The 26,351-nt window shown below is 38.3% G+C and carries 24 protein-coding genes, 4 tRNA genes and 1 pseudogene; 12 read left to right on the plus strand and 17 right to left on the minus strand.

All coding sequences use genetic code 11. The annotated features are described in order from the left end of the window. Nucleotides 1-365: 365 nt before the first annotated feature. The 3 genes and pseudogenes from EG365_RS05675 to EG365_RS05685 all read right to left on the minus strand — a co-directional run bounded on the left by EG365_RS05675 (nt 366) and on the right by EG365_RS05685 (nt 3,227). Nucleotides 366-1,476 (minus strand): annotated as a pseudogene (locus EG365_RS05675) (DUF6670 family protein). A gap of 18 nt (nt 1,477-1,494) precedes the next feature. Further along, the gene (gene pssA, locus EG365_RS05680) at nt 1,495-2,328 is read right to left on the minus strand and encodes a CDP-diacylglycerol--serine O-phosphatidyltransferase (protein ID WP_000180205.1); all 834 of its coding nucleotides are present in this window, start codon (nt 2,326-2,328) and stop codon (nt 1,495-1,497) included. 41 nt (nt 2,329-2,369) lie between these two features. Beyond that, a complete protein-coding gene (locus EG365_RS05685) occupies nt 2,370-3,227 on the minus strand; it encodes a 23S rRNA (adenine(2030)-N(6))-methyltransferase RlmJ (RefSeq protein ID WP_001109438.1) in 858 nt (285 codons plus the stop codon). A 117-nt stretch (nt 3,228-3,344) separates the two neighbouring features. Between EG365_RS05685 and EG365_RS05690 the strand changes: the two genes are divergently transcribed. Together EG365_RS05690 and EG365_RS05695 are read left to right on the plus strand one after the other, a co-directional pair. After that, complete coding sequence (locus EG365_RS05690) at nt 3,345-3,950, plus strand: 2OG-Fe(II) oxygenase (RefSeq protein WP_000556102.1); 606 nt, start codon at nt 3,345-3,347, stop codon at nt 3,948-3,950. A gap of 67 nt (nt 3,951-4,017) precedes the next feature. Further along, on the plus strand, nt 4,018-4,545 hold the full coding sequence (locus EG365_RS05695) for a hypothetical protein (RefSeq protein ID WP_000021434.1): 528 nt from the start codon (nt 4,018-4,020) through the stop codon (nt 4,543-4,545). Between the two features lie 48 nt (nt 4,546-4,593). On the opposite strand, the gene EG365_RS05700 is transcribed toward EG365_RS05695, so the two are convergent. From EG365_RS05700 to EG365_RS05715, 4 genes are all read right to left on the minus strand, one after another. Next, nucleotides 4,594-4,839, minus strand: a complete 246-nt coding sequence (locus EG365_RS05700) for a DUF2789 family protein (protein WP_000462894.1) — start codon at nt 4,837-4,839, stop codon at nt 4,594-4,596. A 162-nt stretch (nt 4,840-5,001) separates the two neighbouring features. Then, nucleotides 5,002-5,988: a malate dehydrogenase gene (locus EG365_RS05705; RefSeq protein ID WP_000813006.1), complete on the minus strand. Its 987-nt coding sequence runs from the start codon at nt 5,986-5,988 to the stop codon at nt 5,002-5,004. A gap of 211 nt (nt 5,989-6,199) precedes the next feature. Further along, nucleotides 6,200-6,862: a hypothetical protein gene (locus tag EG365_RS05710; RefSeq protein ID WP_000877281.1), complete on the minus strand. Its 663-nt coding sequence runs from the start codon at nt 6,860-6,862 to the stop codon at nt 6,200-6,202. 57 nt (nt 6,863-6,919) lie between these two features. After that, complete coding sequence (locus EG365_RS05715) at nt 6,920-8,863, minus strand: lytic transglycosylase domain-containing protein (protein ID WP_000792523.1); 1,944 nt, start codon at nt 8,861-8,863, stop codon at nt 6,920-6,922. A gap of 288 nt (nt 8,864-9,151) precedes the next feature. Here EG365_RS05715 and miaB point away from each other — a divergent pair, with 288 nt between their 5' ends. From miaB to ybeY, 3 genes are read left to right on the plus strand one after another with little or no spacing between them, the layout of a single operon-like run. Next, nucleotides 9,152-10,603, plus strand: a complete 1,452-nt coding sequence (miaB, locus tag EG365_RS05720; protein WP_000218140.1) for a tRNA (N6-isopentenyl adenosine(37)-C2)-methylthiotransferase MiaB — start codon at nt 9,152-9,154, stop codon at nt 10,601-10,603. A gap of 37 nt (nt 10,604-10,640) precedes the next feature. Further along, entirely contained in the window at nt 10,641-11,729 is a 1,089-nt protein-coding gene (locus EG365_RS05725; RefSeq protein ID WP_000122983.1) for a PhoH family protein, read from the plus strand. Between the two features lie 9 nt (nt 11,730-11,738). Next, entirely contained in the window at nt 11,739-12,215 is a 477-nt protein-coding gene (ybeY, locus tag EG365_RS05730) for an rRNA maturation RNase YbeY (RefSeq protein ID WP_000703571.1), read from the plus strand. Nucleotides 12,216-12,304: 89 nt separating this feature from the next. Here the strand turns inward: ybeY and EG365_RS05735 are convergent, their stop codons facing one another. After that, the gene (locus tag EG365_RS05735) at nt 12,305-13,189 is read right to left on the minus strand and encodes an energy transducer TonB (protein WP_000914776.1); all 885 of its coding nucleotides are present in this window, start codon (nt 13,187-13,189) and stop codon (nt 12,305-12,307) included. A gap of 230 nt (nt 13,190-13,419) precedes the next feature. On the opposite strand from EG365_RS05735, the gene EG365_RS05740 reads away from it, so the two are divergent. The 3 genes from EG365_RS05740 to EG365_RS05750 all read left to right on the plus strand — a co-directional run bounded on the left by EG365_RS05740 (nt 13,420) and on the right by EG365_RS05750 (nt 15,610). Next, a complete protein-coding gene (locus EG365_RS05740) occupies nt 13,420-14,091 on the plus strand; it encodes a hypothetical protein (protein WP_001193958.1) in 672 nt (223 codons plus the stop codon). Nucleotides 14,092-14,248: 157 nt separating this feature from the next. Further along, nucleotides 14,249-14,962: a DUF3108 domain-containing protein gene (locus EG365_RS05745; protein ID WP_000201548.1), complete on the plus strand. Its 714-nt coding sequence runs from the start codon at nt 14,249-14,251 to the stop codon at nt 14,960-14,962. 72 nt (nt 14,963-15,034) lie between these two features. Beyond that, nucleotides 15,035-15,610, plus strand: coding sequence for a xanthine phosphoribosyltransferase (locus EG365_RS05750; RefSeq protein ID WP_000543071.1), 576 nt, complete (start codon nt 15,035-15,037; stop codon nt 15,608-15,610). A 52-nt stretch (nt 15,611-15,662) separates the two neighbouring features. Here the strand turns inward: EG365_RS05750 and wrbA are convergent, their stop codons facing one another. Beyond that, nucleotides 15,663-16,256 carry an NAD(P)H:quinone oxidoreductase gene (gene wrbA / locus EG365_RS05755; protein ID WP_001183357.1) on the minus strand — a complete coding sequence of 198 codons (594 nt, stop codon included), beginning with the start codon at nt 16,254-16,256 and terminating at the stop codon, nt 15,663-15,665. A 287-nt stretch (nt 16,257-16,543) separates the two neighbouring features. Between wrbA and EG365_RS05760 the strand changes: the two genes are divergently transcribed. Continuing rightward, a complete protein-coding gene (locus EG365_RS05760) occupies nt 16,544-17,791 on the plus strand; it encodes a YihY family inner membrane protein (protein ID WP_000893466.1) in 1,248 nt (415 codons plus the stop codon). A gap of 20 nt (nt 17,792-17,811) precedes the next feature. Here EG365_RS05760 and EG365_RS05765 read toward each other — a convergent pair whose 3' ends face one another. Continuing rightward, entirely contained in the window at nt 17,812-18,726 is a 915-nt protein-coding gene (locus tag EG365_RS05765) for a DMT family transporter (RefSeq protein WP_000392676.1), read from the minus strand. Nucleotides 18,727-18,831: 105 nt separating this feature from the next. Between EG365_RS05765 and EG365_RS05770 the strand changes: the two genes are divergently transcribed. Then, entirely contained in the window at nt 18,832-19,626 is a 795-nt protein-coding gene (locus EG365_RS05770) for a helix-turn-helix domain-containing protein (RefSeq protein ID WP_000747865.1), read from the plus strand. A 76-nt stretch (nt 19,627-19,702) separates the two neighbouring features. On the opposite strand, the gene EG365_RS05775 is transcribed toward EG365_RS05770, so the two are convergent. Both EG365_RS05775 and EG365_RS05780 read right to left on the minus strand, forming a co-directional pair. Further along, nucleotides 19,703-20,344 (minus strand): fumarylacetoacetate hydrolase family protein, encoded by a 642-nt coding sequence (locus tag EG365_RS05775; RefSeq protein WP_000857680.1) that lies wholly within the window; start codon nt 20,342-20,344, stop codon nt 19,703-19,705. 39 nt (nt 20,345-20,383) lie between these two features. Then, nucleotides 20,384-20,881 carry a YcxB family protein gene (locus EG365_RS05780; protein ID WP_000139385.1) on the minus strand — a complete coding sequence of 166 codons (498 nt, stop codon included), beginning with the start codon at nt 20,879-20,881 and terminating at the stop codon, nt 20,384-20,386. A gap of 224 nt (nt 20,882-21,105) precedes the next feature. Between EG365_RS05780 and EG365_RS05785 the strand changes: the two genes are divergently transcribed. Beyond that, a complete protein-coding gene (locus EG365_RS05785) occupies nt 21,106-21,798 on the plus strand; it encodes a nitroreductase family protein (RefSeq protein ID WP_000007414.1) in 693 nt (230 codons plus the stop codon). A 122-nt stretch (nt 21,799-21,920) separates the two neighbouring features. Here the strand turns inward: EG365_RS05785 and EG365_RS05790 are convergent. Next, a tRNA-Arg gene (locus tag EG365_RS05790) sits at nt 21,921-21,997 on the minus strand. 591 nt (nt 21,998-22,588) lie between these two features. Between EG365_RS05790 and EG365_RS05795 the strand changes: the two genes are divergently transcribed. Then, nucleotides 22,589-25,072 (plus strand): beta strand repeat-containing protein, encoded by a 2,484-nt coding sequence (locus EG365_RS05795; protein ID WP_000479338.1) that lies wholly within the window; start codon nt 22,589-22,591, stop codon nt 25,070-25,072. A 59-nt stretch (nt 25,073-25,131) separates the two neighbouring features. Here the strand turns inward: EG365_RS05795 and EG365_RS05800 are convergent, their stop codons facing one another. From EG365_RS05800 to EG365_RS05815, 4 genes are all read right to left on the minus strand, one after another. After that, nucleotides 25,132-25,725 (minus strand): HAD-IB family hydrolase, encoded by a 594-nt coding sequence (locus EG365_RS05800; RefSeq protein WP_001046669.1) that lies wholly within the window; start codon nt 25,723-25,725, stop codon nt 25,132-25,134. Between the two features lie 107 nt (nt 25,726-25,832). Beyond that, nucleotides 25,833-25,909: transfer RNA gene (locus EG365_RS05805), tRNA-Arg, on the minus strand. 39 nt (nt 25,910-25,948) lie between these two features. Then, nucleotides 25,949-26,025, minus strand: a tRNA-Arg gene (locus EG365_RS05810). Nucleotides 26,026-26,035: 10 nt separating this feature from the next. Further along, nucleotides 26,036-26,126: transfer RNA gene (locus tag EG365_RS05815), tRNA-Ser, on the minus strand. Nucleotides 26,127-26,351: the final 225 nt, after the last annotated feature.

Consider the following 26,351-nt stretch of genomic DNA (forward strand, 5'->3'; position numbering starts at 1 on the left):
CTGACTTAAATTTCGCTCAAATAAACTTCGAGTAATTTAAACCAATCAATCAATGAAAATTATTTCGATTAATCAATCAGTAAAAATCCACACAAGTTGTTCTTCAATTCTCTTAATGATCTTCTTACTGGTTCGTCACCAGCAAGCTAGGTCGGCTATATTACTCTTAATCTCTTAAAAGTCAACAGGTAATTTCGATATTTTTAAAACTTATTCTCTAAACCATCTCATCATCAAATTCATCACTTAAAGCAATCAACCTAATCACAAGTAACTGTTTTTCAACAAGTTTCTATCTACATCACCGCCGATGGATGTGCATTATAGACCATCTCTCTCCCTTTGCAACCCCTTTTTCTAGCAACTCACATCAAGCGGTCGTTTTTTACCCAAAAATGATAAAAATATTCATTTTTTATATAAACACGGTTGTAAAAGCAGCAATTTATCGAGCATTTTTTCGTTTTGATTCTTTTCTTGCCATCTTAAAGGTCGGCAATCAATGTATTCACAATATCCACCTTCTCCTTGAAGACATTGATTATTCCAACTTAATTGATAACGAAAACTTCCTATGTATCCAGCAGCTAACCCAAATTTGTAATCACCACGACTTTCACCATAGAGTTCAAAAATAACTTTTCCATTTTTTTTACATTGCCAAGAAAACTCTCGTGGTAAATACATTTCTCGCCCATGCGGTGTTTCAACTTTTGGATAAACCCGGTGGATGTGGAAATTAACATCTTCTGTAAACGTGACGGGCTGCTTTCCTAGTTCTTGAATATCTAAACGTGAAAATAGAATGATATTCCACTGATTTCTTATTTGAGAAAGTGTGACTTGAGTGGTTTCATTCAAATTAATAATTTGACAGGTATAAAAACATAAAGATAAAAAAGGTAAATGTAAGGCTCGAGCATGTTTAAATCGGCCTAATCCATTGACCTCATATTTCTGTCCTTTATATAAAATCTCACCTTCACAGTGGCACAAAATAGACCAGTAGTCAGATATTCCCCACTGCAATGCTGATGAATTCGAAATGTCGGAAGGAGTTTGGACGATTAAATCACAGCTCATTTCAGAATCGATTCGTCTAAGCTGAACTCTTGGGATTTGCCACTCAATAAGATCAGTTTTATCGAATTGATACCGACTAGGATTAAGCTGACATTGGCGTCGAATGGAATAAGTTTTTAAGTGCCCTACACTATGTAAGCTATTGCTAACCAGTACAGTTGCTGTATCAACTGCAGAAGTCACAATACCATTTGCGTTATAGCAAAGAGGGATTCTAGGCTGACCGATTAGACTAATGTAATTAAAGTAACGAAGTGGTGCAGGCAGGTTAGGAAGAATTAAACCTTGATAGACAACTTTAAAAAAACCTCTGGCGGGCTGATAGACAACTCCCCCATTTGAGTTGAGGCTCAGTTGCTGTAATTGATTTTTTTCACTTATCAACTTAGGCATACCGAACCTCATCTAATTTTATGTTTTGATGGTCTCGTTATTTTTTTTAGCTAAAAGTGTGGTAACAAAACCTGATAGAGCATAGATGATTGATACAATCAAAATACCCATTGGAATATTATAAGTGATTGCTGCAAAAATCAGTACTACTGGCAACATAACTACAAAAGGAACACGCTTACGATCCATTTGCTTAAATGAATAATATTTAATATTAGAAATCATAAGTAGTCCTACAACCACCATGATGACCGCGTTAATGGTTTGAATAGCAATATCGCGTAAATCAAAAATGAACGGATAATCACGAGCTACCCATACGAGTGAAATAATGATAATCGCGGCGAGTGGACTAGCAATACCAATAAAATAGCGCTTATCAACCACTCCAATCTGAACATTAAATCGTGCTAAACGGAACGCGGCACAAGCGGTATAAACAAAACAGCATGCCAAACCGATACGGCCTAAGTCATGTAGACTCCAGCTATACATTAGCATTGCTGGCGCTACACCAAATGCTAACAAATCTGATAAAGAGTCATATTGCTCACCAAAAGCACTTTGGGCACCAATAGCTCTGGCAACGCGTCCATCTAACCCATCAAATAATGCTGCAAGAAAAATGGCATAAATCGCTTGAGCAAATTCGCCATTCATACTTGCAATAATGGAATAGAAACCAGACAACAAAGCGGCTGTCGTGATTAAGTTAGGCCAAAGGTAAATACCTCTGCGCTTCACTTTTTGTCCTTCCGGATTATCTTCTTCTTCAACCACTTCGAACGTAATCCCATCAAAAGAATGTTCATTATGAGTTAAATCTTGCTCTGGTTTAGGCGCATTTGTCATTATTTTCTATTCCAAACATGTGCATTGATTTAGATTAATTATTACTCACCCACTAACCAGCGTACAGCGGCATGACCACCTGTTTCTTGCATACGTAAGTGAGGGAATAACCATTGTAGGGCTTGATCTGCTTGTTCGGAGAACTGCCAAGGTGGGTTAATTACTAATAATCCACAACCATTCAAACCTACAGGTGTGTCATCTGGCCAAACACAAATTTCACAGATTAATTGACGGCGAATTCCAGTTTTAAACATTTTCTTTTCAAAACGTTCAATCATTGCGCGATCTTTAATTGGATACCAAACCGCGAAGACACCTGTTGGCCATTTTTTATAAGCGCTTTGTAAAAGTTCAACCAATTGCGGGAAATCCTTACGCTCTAATTCGTAAGGCGGATCAATCATCACTAAACCGCGCTTTTCCTTTGGTGGAATTACGGCAAGCAAGCCTTCATATGCATCACGCTCATGCAAGCCCGCACGTTTATCATGAATGTTATGGCGTAATTGCTGAAATACATCACGCTGCATTTCAAATATTGTAGCCTTATCAATTTCACGCATACCTTGCAAAGCAAACCACGGAGAGCCCGGATAACTTCCCTTACCTTCTTGAGCACGTAATTCTTCTACAAGTTTTAGGTATTGCTGGATGGCTTCAGGAGCTTGGCGCTTTTCCATGTCAGAAAGCTGTACAAGACGATGAATACCTGTTAGGAATTCTCCTGACTTTTGTGCAGGTGCCTGAGATAGATCATATTTTCCTGCACCTCCATGCGTATCGATATAACGATAAGGTTTATCTTTAGCATTTAAACGGTTGAGAAGCTGTAGCAAAAGCACATGCTTCATAACATCTGCAAAGTTGCCCGCATGGAAATGGTGACGGTAATTCATGTTGACTTTAATTCCTCAATTCAACGATTAGTTTAACATGAAAAAAATATTCTTTCGTAAGGTTGTGATCATCTAAAATAAGGCTGCTTGATTTTCTTACGATCGATATGAGGTTATATGCACTCTCAACCGCTTCCTGACTGCTGGAATCTGGACCAGATTTTAGATGACTTAAATGCTCATGGTTTCGCAATTGTGAACCAAGCTTATTCTGCTGAATATCATACTCAAGTTGCCAAAGAGTGTAGCCACCACTTTGATGAGTTTCGAGAAGCGGGTATTCAAAATGGTGTGGTGAGTACGATCCGAAGCGATCATATTTTATGGATTAACGAATCTCTTCCTGTGGCTGAGCAGCATGTAGAAACATTATCTTCATTTTGCCAGCATCTAAATCAAGCTTTCTTTTTAGGGATTAAAGAAGTAGAAGCACATTTTGCCTGTTATAACCCGGGTGAATTCTACGCATTACATCGAGATAACCCTCAGCAAAAAAATGATCGTATTATGTCTACCGTTTATTATTTACACCCTGAATGGCAAGATGACTGGGGTGGCCAATTACGCTTACAAGATAAAAACAATATTTGGCACATTATTACACCAGAGCCTAATCGCTTAGTTATATTCCAGAGCAATTTGCTTCATGAGGTTTTAGTTTCTAAACAGCAGCGCCTCTCTATTACTGCTTGGCTTCGTAGCGGAAACTCAATTTGGGTTTAAAAGAAAGCTCTTTAAATTTCTTAAATGGACCCGATATAAAAGATATTGATTAAAAAGGCGAAGGCGTATGTCTATTGAAACAAAAGCGATTGTGTCCAGAATTGGTGAAACAGACCAACTCTATTTAACTGAGAATACGCCCGAGCTTGCTTTGGAGCGTGCGGAATTACGTATGCAGCTCGTTACGTTAAGCCGTGTTCGCCAAGAACAAATTCACTTCTTGCAAGAAGCCATTGTTTTGCTGGAACAAGCTCGTATGGAATATGAAGAAATGCCAATGAGTTTGTATTTAAACCTATCGCTGCATTTAGCTAAAGCTTATATGCTTTATTTTGAGTTAAATAAGGAAAAACGCTTTGCGCTGATTGCTCAGCAAATTTTGAAACCTCTAGCTCATCATCAACATGGCGATATATATTTCTTCTTGGCTTATGCGTCAGCAGCACAGCAAGAGTCTGCACTAACTCGTCATTGGCTCACAAAATATTTATCAACCGCTCAATGTGATCTTGAGTTGCTTCATGAACATCCTATATTTAATCCGGTACGTCATGAACCATGGTATAAAAATTTAATTAAGTTAAGAACTCACTAACTTATGAATGAAAAAGGCCTGTTAACTATAACAGGCCTTTTTCATTTGTTATTTTTTCACACTATCTTCATGTAATTGCTCATTCAGCTCATCAATAACTACAATCCACTCATCATCTTTTTCCCAATGACTTTTTAAAAAATCACTTTGGCCTTGGGACCAGAAAGAGGCCTCATGTAACTTCTGTTCAGCCGGCAATTGATGCGTTCTGATAAAATTTTCAATACTTGCATCATCAGAATCTAAACCCAATTGCTCAAATAAAAGTTGTAATGTCGGTTGTTGTTCAAACATTGTTATTCTCCCATGGCTTCTTTTCAATAATCTAACAACAATAGATGTGAGTTGCATATCTATGCTTATATTTTCTTGTTGTTTTTTGTGTGTTCTTATTAAATTTCACATATAAAAAAGCACCCTACAAGAGAGTGCTTTCCAACTCATCAAACTGATGAATTATTTTACCATGTCAGCAATTGCTGCACGTTCTTCTTCAAGCTCGTTTAGAGTGAAGTTGATACGCTCACGGCTAAATTCATCGATTTCTAAACCTTGAACGATTTTGTATTCACCGTTTTCAGTTGTTACAGGGAAACCGAACATAACGCCTTCAGGAATACCATAAGAACCGTCAGAAGGAACACCCATAGTTACCCACTTGCCGTTCGTACCAAGTGCCCAATCACGCATATGGTCGATTGCAGCGTTAGCAGCAGAAGCAGCAGAAGACAAACCACGCGCTTCGATAATCGCAGCACCACGTTTACCAACAGTTGGAAGGAATACGTCTTTGTTCCAAGCTGGATCGTTGATCTTGTCTTTTAAGCTTTCACCATTTGCAGTTGCAAAACGGTAGTCAGCATACATAGTTGGAGAGTGGTTACCCCAAACTGTTAATTTTTCGATGTCAGCTACAGCAACACCAGCTTTTTGAGCAACTTGAGTCAACGCACGGTTGTGGTCAAGACGCAACATTGCTGTGAAGTTTTTCGCTGGAAGATCTGGAGCAGATTTCATCGCAATGTAAGCATTCGTGTTTGCAGGGTTACCTACAACTAATACTTTAACGTCACGGCTAGCAACTTCGTTTAATGCTTGACCTTGGCCAATGAAGATTTCGCCGTTAACTTTTAACAAGTCAGCACGTTCCATACCAGGACCACGTGGACGAGAACCTACCAATAACGCATAGTCAGCATCTTTAAATGCAACTTTAGGATCATCAGTCCCGATCATGCCAGCCAATAAAGGGAAAGCACAGTCATCAAGTTCCATCATTACGCCTTTAAGCGCTTGTTGTGCTTTTTCAACTGGAACTTCAAGCAATTGTAAAATAACAGGTTGATCTTTACCTAGCATTTCACCGCTTGCGATACGGAATAATAAGCTGTAACCAATTTGACCTGCAGCGCCAGTCACGGCAACACGAACGGGTTGCTTCATGTAATTGTCTCCAATGAGTGTCCTTAATCGGGTTAAGTAGCGATTCTACTTAACCAAATCATCATAAACGGCAAAGATTGTACTCTAAAGAAGTGGCAGATGCATGTAAAAGCGACTCATTTTCACCAAAAGTCTGATAGAAAATACAAATTAACCTTTACAAATAGATTCATTGTATGGTCAGCATTTTTTTATGAAATGGTTATTGCTCTTAATAACTGCCTTTAATAGTAATTTCGCTTGGGCAATTAGAGACAACGTGATTTGAGCATTGCTTATATTGACCATTTACCGTGTAACAGACTTTAACTTCTGTTAGTACGACATCAGAGCGTGAGAGCTGACAAGTGAAGCGAATACCATTTTGAGGTAAGCTTGGATTAAGCTTGGTAAATTGTTGACGTAATGTAGATTGTTGCATTTCCACATTAGTAGAGCTGGTTAGATTAGCAGGTATTTTTAAACGTTCAGCAAAGTTAATAATCGTACGGAAATATTGACTTGCATTCATAGGCACACAGCCACCCACACTTCTCCAGAGTTGCACACGAGCATTATTGTCTGGCATCACCCGAGCGACCACCTTAGCTTGCAGTGGTGACAGTGTAGCTGAGCTTTGTGTTGAACAGTCAGTTCTGGTGGTTTCAGGCATTAAACCAGTAATCGTAAGCGAATATCCTTCAAGACATTTACGCTGCTTTTGTTTAGAAGGATCTAACGCACAAACAGCAGGCGTCATCTGTACATGCATAACATAACCTTGCACGTTAACAGGTTCCGCATGTAAAACAGAACTCAACAAACCAACGCTTGCACAGATGATCCACCATGCAAGTTGCGATATTGATTGAAGTCCTAGGTCTCTATATTTCATTTAATTAAAACTTGGTTATGCCAATTAAAAGAATGTTCCATCATTCATCATCTAAAACTAAGGTGATGATCGCGTTGGAATGACTTTCATACGTTGTATTAATGATTGAGCACCTTGACCTAATATCACTCCATAATGCGTCGCATTCGTCATGACATGCTTGACATAATCTCTGGTCTCAAGCAATGGAATGGTTTCTGTATATTGATCAGCCTCAATCGGTTGGTAATCAGGTTGCCAACGTCTTGCCCGATTCGGCCCAGCATTATAACCTGCCGTTGCTAAAACAGGGTTATTACTTAACTGCCCTTGAATCATCGATAAATAAAATGTCCCATAACGAATATTGGTGTTCATTTCACTTAACGCTGCCGGATTATATGTTTCTCCCATCTGGCGAGCAATCAACTTTGCCGTATCCGGCATAATTTGCATAAGTCCACCAGCACCTACATGAGAGCGTGCCGAGGTAACAAATCGGCTTTCTTGACGCATTAAACCATAAGCCCAAGCAGGATCAATTCCAGCATTGTAACTATGGCTTACGACATTGGTCTTATGCGGGGTCACATAACGATACGTATCATTATGTTTATTCGTTGTACGATCTGCCGCATAAATCGCGCGGTCATACCATCCCATATCATGAGCACGTTTTGCCGCCGCTAATAGTAATCCATCATCATGCTGTAGATATGCTTGACGAACAGCCCAGTTCCACTCTCGGTTAGTATAGGTTGGGTTGGCATTAATTCGTCTTAAAGTAAATGCACGATTAAAGTGAATATTTTGATCTAGACGGCGTAAATCACTTGCAGTTGGCTCATCATTATACGGCTGATGATTATATCGTACGCCTAAACGGTCTTTTGCAAGAAGGTTGTGATAATCATCCCCACTTTCAGCTAATTTTTTATAAATACGTTGTGCCGTATTCTTAGAATTACTATCGCCACGTTGCTCTGTCGCACGCGCTAACCAATACTGCCAGCGATCTTCTTGTTTTTGTGAAACCGACATACTATCAATTGCACGAATTAAACTTTCCCATGCACTAAAACGAATAGCTTGTCGTGCATAAATTTCAGCTTCTTCAGGACTTAACGGATAGCCATAACTTGCGTCAAAATATTGAAGGACTTCACGGTTAAAGTTGTTCTTCATTACCGTAGTTCCACCAATATAGGCTACGGTTCGATAGAGATACTTTTGCACGCTCTCTGGAGTACCTTGCGCTACTCGCTGTACATTTGCAAAAGCATTTCCTAAATCATTATTTGCTAATCGGCCTAGTGCAAAAATCAAATAGGCGTAATCTACGTCATTGGTTTTTGGTGCTGACCATAAGTAATTCAGTGGATTCGCCTGAATCTGATTGAGCTGAGCCAAAGACAAATTCAAACCCAAAGTCTGTGCTGTAGCAAGCGCCTGTCCAGATAAACCTGCACGTAACTGTACCCACAGGCGCTGCTGCTTGTCTTGTGCACTCATTAATGGACTAGACAGCATCATACGGCCGAGTCCAATACATGATTCTGGTTGCGATTCAGTGGCTAACCATACATCTTTATATTCAGCAAAAACTAATGCATCACCACTTTTAGCTCTCACCTGCGCTAAAGCACAATTTTCGGCCTGGTCAGGATTCGAAACATAAGGCAAGATTGGTTGTGCAGACGCAAAGTCAGCTTGTTTAACTTTTTCTTCGACATAATCCGCGGCCAGCTTTTCTGCCATAGCAGACTGTGGATAGCGCTGTGCGAAGCTTACAATTGATGTCGGAGATTGAAAGCCTAAATTTGTGTTTAATTTCCAATATTCAGGATAGTAGCCCAACACATCATTTTGCATTGCAAGCTGATATTGATCTAACAATGCAGTATTACCACTATTGGCGGCATTTAGTGCATCGTTAAATTGTTCTTCTGCGGCATAAGATAATGAACAACCAAGTAAACACACAGCTCCTAACCAGCTACGATGTGCATATTTATTTTTCATCACACGACTCTTGTTTGATGAGCTCTTTTTACCTGGTCTCATAAATGCGTTAAATCCTGACTATCCACCTTTAGGCATAGTTTAATTATTCTTCATGCTTTCTTTTGTTGTGTTATGTAACTATCTGATTCAACATCATTAAAATTCATGACATTTGTCTCCATAAATCATGTGTAGCTTATGGGAGTTTATTGTTATCTGTTCTGCTCAAAATACTGCTATAATGATTGGTTTGACCCGTTTTGGGTCATTTTATTATTTAACTAGATCGATCTGTTAGGAGCCTGCATGACGGTTCAAACCTTCATTCCCAATGGTGCCAAAGCTGCCTCAGAAAACACTGTTACCCAGCCAACGCACACCACTGACGTTTCAATAAAGAAACTATATATTGAAACTCAAGGGTGTCAGATGAATGAGTATGACAGTCACCGTATGGCAGACCTTTTGGGGGATTCTCATGGTTATGTGTTAACGAACAACCCTAATGAAGCAGACATTCTGCTCATGAATACTTGCTCTATTCGTGAAAAAGCACAAGAGAAAGTATTTAGTGAATTAGGTCGTTGGCGCAAATTAAAAGAACAAAATCCTGATCTTGTTATTGGTGTGGGTGGATGTGTTGCTTCTCAAGAGGGTGACAATATTCAAAAACGTGCACCTTATGTCGACATGATTTTTGGTCCACAAACCTTACACCGTTTACCGCAAATGCTTGATCAACATCACGCACAAGTGGAAAAGCCGAAAAAAGAAAAAATTAAGCTCGTTGATATTTCATTCCCTGATATTGAAAAATTCGACTTCTTACCTGAACCACGCGTAGAAGGTTTCAAAGCATTCGTTTCTATTATGGAAGGTTGCTCTAAATACTGCTCTTTCTGTGTTGTTCCATACACTCGTGGTGAAGAAGTTTCACGTCCACTTGATGATGTTCTTGCAGAAATCGCAGGTCTTGCTGAAAAAGGTGTCCGTGAAATCAGCTTACTTGGTCAAAATGTGAACGGATATCGTGGTGAAACATTCGAAGGCGGCATTTGTACCTTCCCTGAATTGTTACGACTCGTTGCAGAAATTCCAGGTATTGGCCGTTTACGTTATACAACTTCACATCCACTTGAGTTCTCTGATGAACTTATTCAGTGTTATGAAGATTTACCTCAAATGGTTTCACACTTACATTTGCCAGTACAAAGTGGATCTAATGATGTACTCAAAGCAATGAAGCGAAATCACACGATTGATGTATACATCGATAAGATTGCCAAGTTACGCAAAATACGCCCTGATATGCATTTATCGAGCGATTTTATCATTGGTTTCCCTGGTGAAACAGATGAAAATTTTGCAGAAACATTGCAATTTATCAAAGACTTAGACTTTGATCATTCTTATAGCTTTGTTTACTCAAAACGCCCAGGTACACCAGCATCTGACTTACCAGATACAACCCCTGAACACGTTAAAAAAGAACGTTTAGCACAAGTTCAACAAGTCATTAAGCAATCTAGCATTGAAAAAACTGACGCAATGCTTGGCAAAATTGAACGTGTACTTATTGAAAAAGTATCTGATCAAGACCCTAATATTTTAGTAGGTACAGCAGACAATACACGTTTAGTGACTTTTGTAGGCGATGCATCGTGGATTGGTCGTTTTGCAGAGATTGAGATTACTGAAATTAAAACTTTAAATTTAGTTTACGGTGAACTCTTGAATCTTGAGCCTGACGTGGCGTAATGTAGAGGTATTCTAAAGTCTACTGAAAGGTTTTCTCTTGACTGCAGCGATTCGACGTACCGTAACATTTCCTGAAATTTCAATGGAACGTTTAAAGAGCATCTTGGGTGCCTATAATGGGCACCTTAAGCAAATTGAACAGCGTTTAGATGTCAAAATTACTCATCGTGGAGATGTTTTTTACATAGATGGTGAGATAGATGCTGTTGGGAGAGCCGAAGCGTTATTGCAACGACTCTACGAAGAAACAGAGGCGTCCCAACAAATCAGTGCTGACCTGTTACACCTCTTGATTCAATCTTCGCAAACTGAACGAAACTTCGAACTAGTTGGCGAAGAAATGGATGAGCATGATGCGCCCATGGATGTCTATTTCCAGACTCGAAAAGGTCGCATTAATCCACGTGGTGCCAATCAAAAACGCTATGTACAACGTATTTTACAAAGCGATATTTCTTTTGGTGTAGGCCCTGCTGGTACAGGTAAAACTTATTTAGCAGTTGCTGCCGCAGTGGACATGTTAGAACGTAATGAAATCCAGCGAATTTTACTTGTCCGCCCTGCGGTAGAGGCAGGAGAAAAGCTCGGTTTCTTACCTGGTGATTTAACCCAAAAAATCGACCCATATCTACGTCCTCTTTACGATGCCCTCTACGAAATGCTGGGCTTCGAAAAAGTCGCCAAGTTAATCGAACGTCAAGTGATTGAAGTTGCACCACTTGCTTATATGCGTGGTCGTACTCTTAACCATTCATTTGTGATTTTGGATGAAGCTCAAAACACTACACCAGAACAAATGAAAATGTTCTTGACCCGTTTAGGTTTTGGCTCTCGTGCAGTGATTACAGGTGACATTACCCAAGTAGATTTACCTCGAGGCCAACAATCTGGTTTGGCACACGCCCTTCGCGTACTTGAGAACATTAAAGAAATTCATATTACCCGTTTCCATTCCCGCGATGTAGTACGCCATCAACTTGTTCAAAAAATTGTTGAAGCTTATGAGGGTTGGGATGGTGAACAACAGCGTCTTAATGCTGAAGCACGTGCTGAACGTAAAGCACGCCAAGAAGCATTAATTGCTGAAAACGATACAGCAGCAGACTTGCAACATCAGGATGCTTAAGGATTCATTTTGAAAATCAGTTTAAGTTTACAACAAGACTTTCAATCCCCTGAGTTAGAGCTCAAACGAGCTCAACTCAAAAAAATTATTGAGACAACTTTACGCCACGTTGGCTATAAGGAAGATTGCGAAATTGGTATCGCATGTGTTGATTTGGAAGAAAGCCATCAACTTAACTTGCAATATCGAGAGAAAGATAAGCCAACTAACGTTCTATCTTTTCCAAGTGATATTCCTGAAGAAGTTTTACCAATGCTCGACGCATTACCGTTGGGTGATTTAGTAATTTGTATTCCAGTGGTATTACAAGAGGCTCTGGAACAAAAGAAAACCGCACAAAATCATTTTGCGCATCTTTTAGTCCATGGGGTTCTACATTTACTTGGTTATGACCATGAAACAAGTGATGAAGATGCTGAAGAAATGGAGGGTTTAGAGATCGAAATCTTAGCTAAACTCAATATTGCCAACCCATATCAGGAATAATCAAATTCTCTCACACGATTAAGAACGCAGTCAGCTTCTTAATACATTTTAAAAATGTGGATATCCTAAAAGTTATCCACATTTTTTCATTAATGAACTTCAAATTCAGCTTCAGCTGGATCAAAACGCCATGTACGAATAATACGAAGCTCTGAAATATCTTTCATATTTACATCAAAACGGCCAAATGGCGCTCCACGCCGTACCGATGCCTTTGCTGCTTCATCTAGAACTGGATGACCTGAGCTTTCAAGCAAACGAATTGCACGAATTCCCCCTTGAGCATTCAAAATTACCATAAGGCGAACTTCACCTTTTAACTGTTGCTGTTTCGCTTCTTCTGGATAATAACGGTTGCCATAAAGCTCTACTTTTTCACGAAATTTATCTAGATAAGCTGCTGACGCATCTTTCTTGGCTTGAATACCATCTACTGTTTTTATCTTTTGTTGGCGACTAAAATCTTGCTGACGTTGTAAATACTGAGCTTCAAGACTCGCTACCATGGCAGCTTTTGCCTGAAACTGACTTTGTAATTGTTCAAGTGCTTTTTTTCTTTGGCTCTCCTCTGCTTGTTTCTGCCAACTCAATACAGTCATGAGTACTTTTTCTTCAAATTTAAGTTCTCTTTGTTGCTGCACTTTTTCTAAAGTTTCTAGCTGAGCTTCTCCTGTTGAAGCATCACTTGGCATAGGCGCTGGAGAGTTACTCGACATCCGATGAGCTTCCCGAAAAGCCCCTGAACCTTGTTGATCAGCTTGGGCTAAAAAGTCTGCATGCTTGATCACATCTTCAGTAGGACGAATCGATATTGCAATTTCTTTAGTCGATTGTTCTGACGGCGCAGGCATCGCAAAATGGATGAGCAACACAAAAATATGCAGTAAGATTGCTAATATTATTGCAGCGATAAAGACTCGGTCTTGCCACCAATAATAAAAAGGCTCTATGGATAGACTTCTTTTTTTCAACATAATCTTAAAAGCATATAGATGCCTTTTCCCCACGGTATTACCGAATAAAACATAAACTGATATTCAAATATGGATAAAAGTGTGATTCACTTCAAATATTGATATTTATCCATTTTCATTTTGTCAAAATGTATCAATTAAATTTGTTACACTGCAATATCAAAACCTGTTTTTTATCATAATAAAGATTGTGTGGATTCTTTAGTAAATCATCTTCTGGAAGTTCTTTTATGCAAACGCTATTTTCCTCATTAGTCAAACGTCTTCATAAAGTCTACCGAAAAGCTGAAGCCTTCATTGAGGAAGAAAGAGATTTTACATTATCGCAAACTTTTCTAAATGCCACCTTAGAACGCTACGTGACTAATAATGTCGAGTTTTTAGATGATCTACATGCAGATCTTTATCATGACTGGTTAAGACTCTATGCCACAATGCATGTTAAAGGTTTAGAGACCACTTTGTCGGTCGACTTAAAACTTATCCAGATGGAATTTAATAAAGAACAACAACTTATTGTTTTTGAGCAAATTAGTAACACACAAATTGTAGAAGCTAAATATAAAAATTTCTGGCAAAAAATTGCTGTAAAAGCGGCTATTTTTTACTATCACAAAATTCTAAAAAAAGATCCATTAGGCATGATTCTGGAGCGATTTGATGTAGCCCAAGAAAAAGATGACCTGATCTTCTTAGACCTTAACCGTTGGTTTGCTAAAAAGGCCAGTATTATTGAAACCTTAGGCAAGGTTCATATCAACTATGCACGAGTACGTGAAGCAGAATTAGTTGTCTTTGGTAATGTTAATCTGGCTGCTTTACTTTTCCGTGATCAAGATGATGATTCTGAAGATGAACTTGGAGATACTGAAATTACGCCAATACAGCAAAAAGATGTATAACAACGGTACGAACTAAAGAAATTCACTGTTAAAAAACACAAAGAGATTACATATTTAGCATAAATCCTGATTATTTCTCCATGATCAACAGGCATAATATGCAAAAGTCATAGATGCATCAGCACTGACCTATCAGTCTGTACAAGGATATTTACTTATGGCAACAAAATTTCTGAAATCATTCAGCATCGCAACTGGTATTTCGACAACTTTGCTTATTGCAAGTTTCTCTAGCCACGCACTTGCCATGAGCCCATTTCAGGCAAATTATCAGTTTACCTACAATAATAAAGGTATGGGTTCAGCGACACGTGCATTGAGTCAACAAGGCAATAATTGGACTTATCAATTCACAGCAAAAGCAGGTGGAATCGCTTCTGCAAGTGAAACAAGTAAATTTAGTTTTGCAAACGGTAAAATTGGTTCACAAAGCTTTAGTCGTACCAGTAAAATTTTGATCCATAACAACACAATGAGTATTAATTTTAATCCTGGCAATAAGACTATTAGCACGAAAAAAGACGATAAAGCGCGCTCATTCGCTTGGCAAGCAGGTGTACTTGATGAGCTGAATGCAGAATTACAGATTCGTGAAGATTTAAAAAATGGTTCACTTAAATCGTCTTACCCTCTAGCCGATGCAAAAGAAGTTGAAAATCGTCGTTTTGTTAAACAAGGCAACGAGAAAATTAAAACCTCTTATGGCACATTTGATACCGTGAAAGTTGTTTTACAACATAAGAAACCTGAGCGCAGCACAATTTTCTGGCTAGCTCCGAAATTAGACTACCTTCCAGTCAAGGTAAGTCATATTGATGGCAAAACATCTTATGGTTTGTTATTAACAAGTTATACAGGTAAAACGAATTAAAGCTTGCATTTTTTCGGATGCTTTTTAAAATACGCATTTGCTTTAAAAAGCATCCGTCTAGAGGATTCTCCCGTGCACGCACTAGAACAGAAAATCTTAACAGAAGGTATCGTTCTATCTGATCAAGTGTTGAAAGTCGACGCTTTCTTAAATCACCAAATTGACCCTGTACTCATGCAGCAGATTGGTAAAGAATTTGCCGCTCGCTTTAAAGATGCAGGGATTACCAAGATTATTACCATTGAAGCTTCAGGTATTGCGCCAGCAATCATGGCAGGTTTAGAACTTGGTGTACCTGTGATTTTTGCTCGCAAATATCAATCGCTTACTTTAAAAGACGATTTATACCGCGCTAAAGTGTTTAGTTTCACTAAACAGACAGAAAGTACCATTGCCATTTCAAATAAGCACATCAACTCAAGCGACAAAGCCTTAGTGATTGATGACTTCTTAGCAAATGGTCAAGCTGCGCTTGGTTTGATTGACTTAATTCATCAAGCAAATGCAGAAGTTGTAGGTGTGGGTATTGTGATTGAAAAATCATTCCAACCAGGCCGTGATTTATTACTTGAAAAAGGTTACCGCGTTGAGTCATTAGCGCGCGTTCAATCACTTGCTGATGGCACAGTAACTTTTGTAAAAGAATAAAATAGTTTAAATAAAAAAGAGCGGAAACCCGCTCTTTTTTATTGCCATAAATTTAAGAATGAAGTTTTTTTACGATTTCGCCTAAACGCTTCCCTTGAACTTCACATAAAATTTTTTCATCTTGGCTTAAACTTTGATCATGTCTTGGACCACTCACGTGGCTTGCGCCATAGGGAGTCCCACCTGTTTTAGTATTCGACAAAGCCGGAATAGAGTTTGGTAATCCTAAAATCATCATACCGTGATGAAATAATGGAGGTAACATTGTTAATAACGTACTTTCTTGCCCACCATGCATTGAACCAGAAGAAGTAAAAACGCATGCTGGCTTATTATGTAAAGCACCATTTAACCAAAGGCTTGTGGTCTGATCCCAAAAATATTTCATTTCGCTTGCCATATTACCAAAGCGAGTTGGAGACCCTAGCGCTAAGCCTGCACAATTGGCCAGTTCCTCTAAAGTACAATAAATATCACCTTCTTCAGGAATGCTTGGCTCAGCTTCTGTTACCACTGTTGCAATATTAGGTACTGTGCGAATTTTTACATTCACACCTGCCGATTCAACACCATTCGCAATAAGGTGCGCCATTTCTTTAGTTGAACCATATTTACTGTAATAAAGCACAAGAATGTAAGGTTGCATCGGTTTCACGAATTTTGTTAAAAAGAACACTATACGGTATTTTTTGTTTTTTTGGCGTAGCCAATTTTATGAAATTCTAGAGGTGATTGATTTTTAAGGGCACAGTAACAAATATCGGTAAAAGCTTTTTACTACCTTTTGTTACGATGATACATACAGAACTTTCAGAATACTTTTTTATTCTTTAGGTTAAAGTTTACCCACATCAACGATAGTGTTCTCAACCGAATACACTGGTGAATATCAATCACCCACATCATGATTAAAAAAATCGGGATAGATGACGCATGTTAGAACGTTTTTTGAAGAAGCTTCCTTTTTATAACAAGACCTGGTTTCAATTTATTTTATTCGTAATTAAGCGTTTTGAAGCGGATCGTTGCCGTGAACAAGCCGGCTCCCTCACCTATACGACTCTTTTTGCCGTTGTACCTATGTTAACGGTATTTTTAGTTATTATTTCTTCAATTAAGGCATTGGAACCTGCCAGACAACAGTTACAGCACTTAATCTACAGTAATTTTTTACCTAAAAGTACGATTGCTTTTGATAAAGCTCTTAATGCTTTTACCGAAAAGTCCAGTAATTTAACTGTAATTGGTGTGCTATTCCTCTTTGTCACAACAGTTTTAATGCTTACTTCAATTGAAACCGTTTTTAACCGAATATGGCGAGTAAAAGAAACCCGTAGCGGTATTGTAGGCTTTATGCGTTACTGGACCATTATTTCGCTTGGTCCAATTATTTTAGGCAGTGCATTTGTTATTTCATCAACTGTTGCTTCCATGAATTTATTGAGCAATAACTTCACAGGTTATCAACTTGATGGCGCCTTTTTACTCTGGCTTATTTCTTTTGTTCTCACAATTTTAGGTTTTTTTATTTTATATTGGACTATTCCCAACCGCACAGTTCCCCTATATGCAGCAGCAATTGCTGCATGCTTAAGTGCTGCATTATTTGAGACACTCAAAAATTTATTTAGCTTTGTTATGTCAAATTTCACCAGTTATGAAATCATATATGGTGCGTTTGCAGCAGTACCTATTTTCCTATTATGGGTCTTCTTATCTTGGAATATTGTATTGCTTGGTGTCGAGGTGAGTTTTGCTCTTACCGCTTTTCATTCAGGCAAAGAGCAAAAAAGACATCCGGTTTTAATGCTACTCGACATCTTGGAATTGTTCTATAAAAAGCAAAAACTTGGTGAAAGCGTAAGTGATAAAGAAGCATTAGAAATTTTAGGTCGTGGTGAGGTTGGTCGTTGGCCTGCTTATGTTCTCTTACTAGAAGAGCAAAATCTGGTTAAACGTACCGATAAAGATGAATATGTTTTGGTCCGCAATTTATCTCAAGTCGACTTTTGGAGCTTCTTCACTGCACTGCCTTATCCATTACCTTTACGTCAGGATGTATCAAATGTTCATGATGATGACGAATGGATGGAAAAAATTGGCCCAGCTTTAGTAGAGTCTAATGATTATTTAGCTGCAAAGCTCTCTATTCCACTTTCAACAATTTTCGAAGAGAAATAATACTCAACTAAAGTCAGGGCTTAGCTGCTGTTAGCTTTGCCCTGCTTTAGACTCATGATGACTATTCCTGACAACACTAAAATACTTCCAAAAATAAATTTAATTTCTAGTTTTTCCTCTAATAACAAAATACTAAATAACACACCAAATAATGGGGTTAAAAAAGAAAATATCCCTAATCGTGATGCAAGATAATTTCTTAATAACCAAAACCATAATAGTAAACTTGCAAAAGATACGATTAAAGTTTGAAAGCTTAAGCTTAAGATCGCTAAAGTGGTGAAATGAATTGTTGTTTGATTTGTTAAAAAAGCAATTAATAAGAGTAGAACAAAACAGCCAAATAGTTGATAAAACAATGTTTGAGTTGCCGGCGCTTGAGCTAAAGGAGATAAACGAACAATAATTGTACTGAGTGCCCATGCAAGCCCAGCCATAAGTGCATATAAATCGCCTAACAAAACTTGTGCTAGAGCTGGCGCATTTGTAGCTGTGGTTGTTGGGTAAAATGTAAGAATGATCCCCATAAAAGCCAGAGCAATACCACCCCATTGCGCTCGATTCAGACGTTCAGTAGGAAATTTCCAATGAAGCCCTAATGCAACAAAAATTGGAGCGGTATACAGTAAAACTACTGTATGAGAGGTAGAGGTAAACTTTAAGGCTTGGGTGACGAAATAAAATTCTAATGAAAAAAATAAAGCAACAAGAGCGCCAGCTTTGCATTGTCTATAAGAAAATAGATGAATCGAATGATCTCGCCACAATAAAGGTAAAACTAGAACAGCAGATAAGCCGGAACGTAAAGCAATTTGCATAATCGGCGAAATATCTGGTGCTGCTATTTTCAGAACTACCTGTTGCAGCCCTAAGACCATACATAAAAGCACCATTAAAGCCGAAGCTCTGGTATCCAGATTTTTGCGCTCTTCCATTTAGCACCTTTATTTATAGCGAAAAATCTGACTATAGAACTGTCTTATTTAGATGATATAGTGAAAAACAGACAATACATAAGCAATTTCAGGCAATTTTCAAAGATGAAAAAATCAGCTCAACGTGTGCAGGATTTTCAGGAAATTCCGGCTCATAACGCAATTCCTGATTTGCTTTGGTTCCGTGTTCGTAATGCACCCGCAGAAACGGTTTATCCTCAACATGCGCATGCATGGGGTGAGTTTATTTATGCGTTTAGTGGTGTACTCGAAGTTAATATTGATCAAATTAATTATTTAACCCCGCCACCTTATGGTATTTGGCTTCCTCCTTATACCAAACACAGTGGTATTAACCGCAACGAAGTGACTCATGCAACTTTATATGTTCATGAAAGTCTGTGCCAAAAGTTACCGCAGAAAGCTGGTATATTATTAACTTCCTCACTTGTACCTGCTTTACTCGATCACTTGAGGCAAAACCCACACGATGAAACCCAAGTCGAATATATACGCCTACTCCAAGTTTTATTAGATCAACTCATACAGGCTGAATTAGTGGGTAGTTATTTACCTACAACAGATCATCCAGCTTTAGCAAAAATTCTAAATGATTTACACCAATGCCCTGCCGATAACAGCACCTTGCAAGAATTAGCTGAACGAATAAATATGACTGAAAGAACGTTGGCACGTTACAGTCAAAAAGAGTTGGGAATGTCTTTACATGAATGGAGGCAACGATTAAAAGTAATGAAAGCAATGACCATGCTTAATCAAGGAAAAACCATAGAAAGTATCGCTTTTGATTTGGGCTATGCCAGCGCATCGGCATTTATTTATATGTTTAAACGTTGGATGGGTTTTACCCCAGACCAGTTCCGAAAGCTCTATCAATAAATTAATTTTGAGTATAATAAAAAAACCCTATTATCCGGTTAATAATAGGGTTTAAAGTTTAATAACTTAAATAAAATTATGCTTTAACAAATGTTTCCCAAACAAAATCTTGAGTAGCACCTTTCAAAGTCATTTTTAACTGATCGCCAGCATTTAATGGCCCTACACCTGCGGGTGTACCCGTCATAATGACATCGCCTGGCTCAAGTGAGAACACCTGATTAATATCTACTAAAAGATAAGCAATATTAAACATGAGCAAAGCAGTATTACCATCTTGACGTAATTCATCATTAATATGGAAAGTAAATCTAGTCTCTTCCCAGTCCGTGATTTCACTCACATCTACCCAGTCTGCAAGCACACATGAACCATCAAAAGCCTTTGCTCTTTCCCAGGGTTGGCCTTTATCTTTTAACTCATTTTGTAAGTCACGTAATGTTAAATCCAATCCTAAAGTCACTGCACCAATGGCCTGCAATACTTTTTGCGGATCAGTTTCTCCTTTTAGTGGCTGATCAATGCGTAAAACAAATTCACATTCGAAATGACAACTACCCCACGCAGGATTCCATGAAATGCCTTCATCTAAACCAATCAAACTACTTGGTGGTTTGATAAATAACACCGGACGTCCTGGCATTGCATTGTTCAGTTCTTTTACATGATCAGCATAACTTCTGCCCACACAAACGATTTTTGAAGGACGTGTTTTCATGAAGCTTCCTTTATTGTTGCGGCTAATAATTCCAATAACTTATTTCTTAAATGTATTTTCAAATATAGTTTGATCTGAAGCCTGAGCAAATGCACGTTTCGGCACAATGATGACCGTTTTATTTTTAAGCTCAAGCATATAAGTCAGCTTGCCTTTAGCAAAAGTCTGCACTTCACTATACTGTACAGCTTGTTTACGCCCAGCAGCATAGAGCTCAAAATAATCTTGATATAAATCGATTCCTTGCTCGCTCTTACCAAATTGATAACGTACAAATTGACGTTTAAACATCATAGGTAAAAGCCAGTAGCGCATTAGACCTTGCATAACCAAGAAGAAAACGCCTAAAGCAACATAGTAGCGGCCAACACCTGAAAAGCCTAAATATAAGCCCCAAATAATAATTGCAATACTAATAACAGGTGTCAAAAACCGTGTGAATTGTTTCTTTCCGAATGTCACCAAGCCAAATCCGTCTTGAGACTCTTCTAAATTTAAATAATAACGTAAAGATAAAGCGCTTTTTTGCTCGGTCATCACAATGTATCAATATTGAATAAATCGAAACTATTAGAGCATATTCATCTACGCTTTAAAATGAATCAAAAGTGATTTTTTATTTTTGCTTTAACTGTAAAGCTTTTATTAGTACAAGCTACTTATGCGTTTCATATATAGAACGTAGATTCATATTTATAAGGCTTATTTCATATTTTTAAATTTATAGAATGCTTCTATTGTCTCTTTTCGTGGAATTCGTCATGTCTTTCTTTGCAAAACTATTTGGCTTCAAACAAAAAACAACAGCTCAAGAAGATGTGGCTTTGAAAGCTGCTCAAGAGCTAGAACCTTCAAATGAAACCTCTTTTATAGAACTCATTAAAAACCGCCGCTCTATTTATGCAATTGGCAATAACTTAAGCCAATCAAATGATGAGATTGAAAAGTTAATTCAAGAAGCAATAAGACACAGCCCTTCAGCTTTTAACTCTCAATCATCTCGCGCTGTGATCTTATTTGGACAATCACATCATAAATTCTGGAATACAGTTCTAGAAGTTTTAAAAACCATTATCCCAGCTGAAGCGGTATCTGGAACAGAACAAAAAATTCAAAGCTTTGCAGCAGGCGCAGGTACAGTTCTGTTTTATGAAGACCAGAGCGTTATTAAAAGCTTACAAGAGCAATTTGAACTTTATGCCGATAATTTTCCGATCTGGTCAGAACATTCAACAGCAATTGCTCAATTTGCAGTTTGGAATGTATTAGCTGAACAAAATATTGGTGCTTCATTGCAACACTACAATCCAATTATTGATGAGAAAATTAATACCTCATTTAATATCCCAGCAGAATGGAAACTAAGAGCTCAGCTAGTTTTTGGTTCTATTGAAGGCGCAGCAGGCGAAAAAGCTTTTATTGATGATGAAAGCCGCTTCAAAACATTCGGCTAATAAATAGCTTCGAATTTAGATTTTTTTAAAGCTGGTTATCACAAGTACCAGCTTTCTTTATTAAAAAAAATATAAAAATTAGGCACAAAAAAACCGCTATATCTAGCGGTTAATTCTTCAAGTGGTGCGCTCAGAGAGATTCGAACTCCCGACCCCTTAGTTCGTAGCCAAGTGCTCTATCCAGCTGAGCTATGAGCGCGTACTTGATGGAGGGCATTATACGCAGTTTTTTCATTTTAGAAAGACATTTTTCATCTTTTTGTCATCAAGCGTCTAGTTCTTAGCCATAATGAAATATTTAAGTAGATTAGCTTCAAAAAAGTCGAGATGATTGCCTATAAAATGTATTTGAAATATTTTTTTTCAATTAAAGTTCTCTATTTCTCGTATCTAATTTGGGCATTTTGGCCAAATTGGCAGAAACAAAAGTCTAGTTTTTTAGTCAGGATTATATAAATAAAATATTTCTACTTATGCAAAAGTCTTTTTATAAATAAAATTAGTTAGCTTTAATATTCATAAAAAATAATAAAAAAATAAAGAAAAAATGTATTCATCTATAAAGAATATATTATAAAAAAAATTATTATTTTTATGTCTAAATCTAAAGAATAACTAATTGTCAAAATATTATAAGTATCAATTTATTTGAGTAGAAATATGCATTGACACTTTTTGAGATCTACACAATACTAATTTTTAATTATTGCGATACATATCTCAATAATTGCGTAACGCAATATATAAATACTTACTTAAAAATACATAAATACACAGGAAATAGACCACCATGTTCTTACTGAAAAATCTCGTCTCTTCAATATCAAAAGTTACTCAGGACCTGGGTAATATTGTATCGATAACCCCTGTAGTAAACACAGGTTCCTCTGTTAATGTAAATGTTTCTGATATCAACATTGCTAATGTTTCAACAACAGGCTTACTTTCTAATGTGATTTCAACTGTAACCGATACAGTTTCACATACAACCACAGACTTAGTTTCTAATGTAGTTGGTACCGTAACAGGTACTGTAGGTTCTACAAGCCCAATTGATACTGTAACCAATATTATTGGCGGCGTAACGGGTGGCGTTACAGGCAACCCTCTTGAAGTTGTTACTGACATTATCGGCGGAGTAACGGGTGGTGTTGTCGGCGGAACTTCTCCAATCTCTCCAGTAATCGATGTTGTTCAAGGCGGCATTGATATTCTTCAAGGCGTTGAAAGCTTAAAAACTGAAATTATTAATACAGGCATTGAAACTGTAGCTGATGCAGTTATTGGTGTATTACCTCAAGCTGAGCATCCAGTTTCTGAAATTGCAGACCTTGGCACATTAACTTTTGAAACTTCTCGTGACACAGTCAATGGTGCTCTTGAAGTTGTTTCTGATTTAGTCGGTGGTGATATTCAAGGCGCTACTGAATCAGCGACTGGTATTCTCGATACGCTTATTACAAATGGCACAACTGCTACAGGTATTGTTACTGGTGTGGTTGGAAGTGTTACTGATGTTATTGGTGGCGTAACTGGTGGTGTTGATGGCAACCCACTTGAAGTGATTACAGATATTATCGGTGGTGTAACTGGCGGTGTTGATGGCAACCCACTTGAAGTGATTACAGATATTATTGGCGGTGTAACTGGTGGTGTTGGGGGTGATAACCCTCTTGGCGTAGTAACTGATATTATCGGCGGCGTAACCGGTGGCATTATTGGTGGCGGTACATCTCCTATTTCTCCAGTTATTGATGTTGTTCAAGGTGGCATCGATATTCTTCAAGGCGTTGAAAGCCTAAAAACTGAAATTATTAACACTGGTATTGATACAGTAGCCGACACTATTATTGGTGTATTACCTCAAGCTGAGCATCCAGTTTCTGAAATTGCAGACCTTGGCACATTAACTTTCGAAACGTCTCGTGACACGGTCAATGGTGCTCTTGAAGTTGTTTCTGATTTAGTCGGTGGCGATATTCAAGGTGCTACTGAAAATGCAACTGGTATTTTAGGAACACTTATTCAGAATGGTTCAACAGCGACTGGAATTGTTACTGATATTCTTGGTGGCGTAACAGGTACTATCGGCGGCGTAACTGGTGGTATCGGTGGTGACAATCCGCTCGGTATAGTAACTGACATTATCGGCGGTGTTACTGGCGGTATCGGCGGTGATAATCCGCTTGGTGTAGTGACTGACATTATCGGTGGTGTTACTGGCGGTATCGGCGGTGATAATCCGCTTGGTGTAGTGACTGACATTATCGGTGGTGTTACTGGCGGTATCGGTGGTGACAATCCGCTTGGTGTAGTAACTGATATTATCGGTGGTGTTACTGGCGGTATTGGTGGTGACAATCCGCTTGGTGTAGTAACTGATATTATCGGTGGTGTTACTGGCGGTATTGGTGGTGACAATCCGCTTGGTGTAGTAACTGACATTATCGGCGGCGTAACCGGTGGTATTATTGGTGGCGGTACATCTCCTATTTCTCCAGTAATCGATGTTGTTCAAGGTGGCATCGATATTCTTCAAGGCGTTGAAAGCCTAAAAACTGAAATTATTAATACTGGTATTGATACAGTTGCGGATACAATTATCGGTATCCTTCCACAAGCAGAACATCCAGTTTCTGAAATTGCAGACCTTGGCACATTAACTTTTGAAACGTCTCGTGACACGGTCAATGGTGCTCTTGAAGTTGTGTCTGATTTAGTCGGTGGTGATATTCAAGGCGCTACTGAATCGGCTACCGGTATTCTCGATACGCTTATTACAAATGGTACAACTGCAACTGGTTTAGTAACTGAAATCATTGGTGGAGTAACAGGAACTATTGGTGGCGTAACTGGCGGAGATAGCCCACTAGGTTTAGTAACTGATTTACTTGGTGGTTTAACTGGTAGCGTAGGCGGCGACAGTCCGCTTGGTGTAGTCACTGACCTTCTCGGTGGTTTAACTGGTAGCGTAGGTGGCGACAGTCCGCTTGGCGTAGTCACTGATCTGCTCGGCGGTTTAACTGGTGGTGTTACTGGCGGTACAGACAACCCTATCGGTATCGTAACGGATATCGTTGGAAGCTTAACGGGTGGTGTTACTGGTGAAGGCAGTTTAGATGTTATTTCTAATTTGCTAGGCGGATTGACTGGTGGTAGCTTACTCGGTGGTGTAACTTCTACAGTATCTAGCGTAACAAATACAACGCATACGATCGTACCGACATCATTACTTACTGATAACTTCCTAGAAAACTCATTCAATACTGTTTAATAATTACAAAGAAAGCCACTTTATATAAGTGGCTTTCTTTTTTAATATATTTTTAAATATTAATTAATCTCTTGCCATTTATAATATTTTCTATGAGCTAACTCCAACATCGCATAATCATTAGGTGTATCACCATAAGCATAGATTATAGTATATTGAGTTAAGTCATATTTATTTTTTATTCTATTTACTTTTTCTAAATAACCACAATCACCATCAATAAAATAACCTGTCAAAATACCATTATCTATTTCAAGTTGATTACAAATAACATCCAGATCTAAAGATTTACACCAACTTTCCAAGTAAACACTTAATGAAGCAGATACAACAACAACCTGATCTCCCTGTTGTTTATGCCAGAGAATGCGTTTTAAAGCATTTTCACGAATACAGGAAGGAATTACTTTTTTAGCAAACTCTTGTCCTTTGCATATCAAAGAAGCTGCATCATAGCCGATATATCCCACTTGGCAGAGCTTAGTACGGATCGTTTTATCCGTTACCCACCCAAGCTTATAACCCGCTATATAAGGTGCAAGACGGATGCCACCTAATATTTGAGTTTTTTTACTCAAAGAAAATTTAAGGAATAAACTGAAGGTATCATTATGGGTGATCGTGCCATCAAAATCGAATAAAGCCAGATTCATTTATCGTTATCTCTAATATAATTAAAAAGTTATAAAATTTAGATTTTTAAAAATTAATAAACAGCAGATACAAAAAAACCGCTATAAAAGCGGTTAATTCTTCAAGTTGGTGCGCTCAGAGAGATTCGAACTCCCGACCCCTTAGTTCGTAGCCAAGTGCTCTATCCAGCTGAGCTATGAGCGCGTAACTTGTGTGCTTTTCAGCGATTCATTCGATTTTACTTGGTGCGCTCAGAGAGATTCGAACTCCCGACCCCTTAGTTCGTAGCCAAGTGCTCTATCCAGCTGAGCTATGAGCGCATTAAGTAAATGGCGGTGAGAGAGGGATTCGAACCCTCGATACCAGTAATAGGTATGCTTCCTTAGCAGGGAAGTGATTTCAGCCACTCATCCACCTCACCGGAACGAGCCGCCATAATACAAACTAAAACTACATTGTTCAAGTCATGATACTGAAATTTTCTTGTTTTTTCGTTCAATTAAATATTTTTTAAACAATTTTCGTATTCTTTTCGCCTTTTTCAATCAAACGCTTGTTAAGATAGATATTATTTCTTTATTTCAACACAGTAGTGCATAACACATTATTGCAAACCTGAACGTGCAGTTCTGGTCTGCATGTCTTA

It is taken from the genome of Acinetobacter sp. FDAARGOS_494 (assembly GCF_003812225.1).
GTDB lineage: Bacteria > Pseudomonadota > Gammaproteobacteria > Pseudomonadales > Moraxellaceae > Acinetobacter > Acinetobacter baumannii.